Genomic DNA, 3,110 nt, shown 5'->3' with positions numbered 1-3,110 from the left:
AGAGAAGTTAAGTCCGATTGCGCAGATGGTACTGCAATTTGTGGGAGAGTATGTCGCCGCCTTTCTTTAAAACCCTATTCTATTTGGATAGGGTTTTTTTATAGATCATTTTGTAGTATAAAAAAATCTCTTTAAATCTTAAAATTATTAAAAATTAGCTTTATAATAATTGTAATGAATTTGCATTAAACAAATATCACATTTAGGTTTTGTAGGTTTGCAAATCTCTCTTCCTAAAAATGATTTTGCCATTCCGATTTCGTACCAAATTTTTTTTTAAGAATCAAATTTATTAATTGCGTTTCAATTATATTTTCAGCTTTACTTTTAAATATTAATCAAATTCTGGGAGCTAATCGAATAACATATAGATCAATAATAACACCCATAATTTTACCTTTTATCTCTCAAGTTATTACATTTTCCGATTATTATCAAATTCCTTTAAGTAAATTATATTATCAATCATTTTAAAAGTAATATCATCTTTTTTTTGAATATTGGTAATTTCAATAATCCATTTTGTTTTGTTATTGAAGTTAGTTACAGATGAAATATGAGAAATTAAAAATTCAAGATTTGAATTAGATTTAGATTCTAAATTAGAATAAAAATTAAAATAATTTAGGTGTAATTCTATTAATATTAGCATCTGAATCTAATACAGATAAAATAGCCATTATAATTATTAGTATGAATTATTATATTCTGATGGATGTTTCTTGTTTTATGTTTTTCAATTAATTGATTTAATATTTCACATCAATTTTTATTAGTTTCAAAAAGATTTAATTAATTATAACAAAATAGAATCTTCATTTTTAAAATTTATAGATGTATATTTTTTTTAAAAATTAAATGAAAATGTTTGAAGAGATGCTGAAATTATTTTTATGAGTTAAAAGAAATAATATTATTGGTTTTATAAATAATTAGTTTTTGTAAGTTTGTAAATCTAAATTTTTATTAAATTATGGGGTTATTTAAAAGAAATCCTTTCGGACATATATTATTTATAAAAAAATGGCTCATCCGAATTTTTGGAGGAGTTACTCACAGACGTTACAGAGGATTTAACGAATTGCAAGTAGATGGTTCTGAAATTATTAGAGCTTTACCAGATAAAAATGTGCTTTTTATATCCAATCATCAAACCTATTTTGCTGATGTTGTTGCTATGTTTCACGTTTTTAACGCCAGTCTTTCTGGTAGAGAAGACAATATAAAAAATGTGGGTTATTTATGGAATCCTAAATTAAACATTTATTATGTAGCTGCCAAAGAGACCATGCAATCTGGTTTGTTACCTAGAATTCTTGCCTATGTTGGAGCAATATCTGTTGAAAGAACTTGGCGCGCCAAAGGAAAAGACGTTACCGAAAAAAAAGAAATAAATCCAAACGATACCGAAAATATAAAAATTGCGTTAGAAGATGGTTGGGTAATAACATTTCCGCAAGGCACAACAAAGTCTTTTAAGCCAGTTAGAAAAGGAACAGCACATATTATTAAACAACATAAACCAATTGTTGTTCCAATTGTTATTGATGGTTTTAGACGTTCGTTTGACAAAAAAGGATTACGATTAAAAAAGAAAGGAATTCTACAATCATTTATAATTAAAGAACCACTTGAAATTGATTATGAAAATGATACAATTGACGAAATTGTAGAAAAAGTAGAATACGCCATAGAGCAACATCAATCATTTCTAAAAGTTATTCCTGTAGAAGAAATAGATGAACAAGAAAAATTAAATAAGCTTAGACAATGGGAATATTAGAATTAAAAACTTGTTTTTATAAATCTATTTTCTTCAATTCATTATAATTTCTTAATAATTTTTTTAGTAAAATACCATAAAGTAATTTGTAAAAAATCCAAAATACTAATGTGAATATTCCTGTAACTAAAATTATTATCAATAAGCTTATTATCAAAATTTTAAATGAAAACTCTGGATTTTCAATGCCTTTTTTTAACATCGTATCAATATAAATATGATAAAAACCAATACTAAAAATGGTAATAAATATTAATGCAAATGATGTTAAATTAAAAATAACATAATCTTTTACAACTTTTCTTGTGTTTAATATTGTGGTTAATAGTTGTTTAGTACTATCATCTACAGATATTTTTTTATACATTAAATAAAATTTATAAATAAAGTAGAAAACAACTATATAAATAACTACTGTCAATATTATATAATAGTTATAAATACCCCATTTTTTAAAAAATTCATTATTTTGAGTATCATATTTTGTAAATGATAAAGCAATATTAACTACAAAACCTAAAGCAAGTTCTATCAAACTGATATAAAAAATCCACTTCACAATAGAAGAAGACTTCTTATGCAACATTTTATAAATTTCAACTTCAGATACCTGTTCAAAAGAATTTTCATTCTTTTTCCAATCTTTTTTCAATAAATCCAACTCTTCCATCATACTCTTACGGATTTAAAATTTTCTTTAATTTACCCTTAATCCTATTCATTTTCACTCTTGCATTAACCTCACTTATTCCTAAAGTTTCTGCAATTTCTGTATAATCTTTATCTTCTAAATACATAAAAATTAATGCTTTTTCAATGTCATTCAATTGATATACTGCTTGATACATTAATTTTATTTGTTCTTCCTCATCAGAGTTATAATCTTCTTGACTTATCAAAAAGCTATGTTTTTCATAATCAACAGTTTGTACACTTCGAGTGCTTTTTCTATATAAAGTAATCGCAGTGTTCAGTGCAACACGATATGCCCAAGTAGAAAATTTGGAATCACCACGAAATTTAGGAAACGCCTTCCATAATTGAATTGTTATCTCTTGAAATAAATCCTTATGAGCATCATTACCACTAGTATAAAGGCGACATATTTTATGGATAATATTCTGATTATCCTTAAGTTGTTTCACAAAAGACTGTTCCAAACCTTCACCCATAACTATGTTAGTAACTCAATTTGAGATTTTGTTACAAGATACATTTTTTAATGAAGCGAATGGCTTGTGAATTTTACAATACCATTTTCCAGCTTTCCTTTCCAATCTTTTTTCAATAAATCCAACTCTTCCATCATACTCTTACGGATTTAAAA

General features: G+C 25.3%; 4 protein-coding genes. 1 reads left to right on the top strand and 3 read right to left on the bottom strand.

The window, feature by feature from the left end; translation table 11 throughout:
- Positions 1-415 precede the first annotated feature (415 nt).
- Complete coding sequence (locus ACH2BO_RS00960) at positions 416-652, bottom strand: hypothetical protein (protein WP_395042888.1); 237 nt, start codon at positions 650-652, stop codon at positions 416-418.
- A gap of 321 nt (positions 653-973) precedes the next feature.
- Between ACH2BO_RS00960 and ACH2BO_RS00955 the strand changes: the two genes are divergently transcribed.
- Positions 974-1,783 (top strand): lysophospholipid acyltransferase family protein, encoded by an 810-nt coding sequence (locus tag ACH2BO_RS00955; protein WP_395042887.1) that lies wholly within the window; start codon positions 974-976, stop codon positions 1,781-1,783.
- 16 nt (positions 1,784-1,799) lie between these two features.
- On the opposite strand, the gene ACH2BO_RS00950 is transcribed toward ACH2BO_RS00955, so the two are convergent.
- Both ACH2BO_RS00950 and ACH2BO_RS00945 read right to left on the bottom strand, forming a co-directional pair.
- Positions 1,800-2,456: a hypothetical protein gene (locus ACH2BO_RS00950; RefSeq protein ID WP_395042885.1), complete on the bottom strand. Its 657-nt coding sequence runs from the start codon at positions 2,454-2,456 to the stop codon at positions 1,800-1,802.
- A 4-nt stretch (positions 2,457-2,460) separates the two neighbouring features.
- Positions 2,461-2,955, bottom strand: a complete 495-nt coding sequence (locus ACH2BO_RS00945; protein WP_395042884.1) for an RNA polymerase sigma factor — start codon at positions 2,953-2,955, stop codon at positions 2,461-2,463.
- Between the last annotated feature and the right edge of the window lie 155 nt (positions 2,956-3,110).

The organism is Flavobacterium sp., assembly GCF_043773265.1.
Lineage (GTDB): Bacteria > Bacteroidota > Bacteroidia > Flavobacteriales > Flavobacteriaceae > Flavobacterium.
Note: the sequence above shows the minus strand (reverse complement) of the source record. Positions and strands in the feature narration are given on the sequence as shown.

Coding starts and splice junctions, on each gene's coding strand:
- ACH2BO_RS00945 (WP_395042884.1), bottom strand. CDS start 2,955: ATGGGTGAAGGTTTGGAACAGTCTTTTGTGAAACAACTTAAGGATAAT.
- ACH2BO_RS00950 (WP_395042885.1), bottom strand. CDS start 2,456: ATGATGGAAGAGTTGGATTTATTGAAAAAAGATTGGAAAAAGAATGAA.
- ACH2BO_RS00960 (WP_395042888.1), bottom strand. CDS start 652: ATGCTAATATTAATAGAATTACACCTAAATTATTTTAATTTTTATTCT.
- ACH2BO_RS00955 (WP_395042887.1), top strand. CDS start 974: ATGGGGTTATTTAAAAGAAATCCTTTCGGACATATATTATTTATAAAA.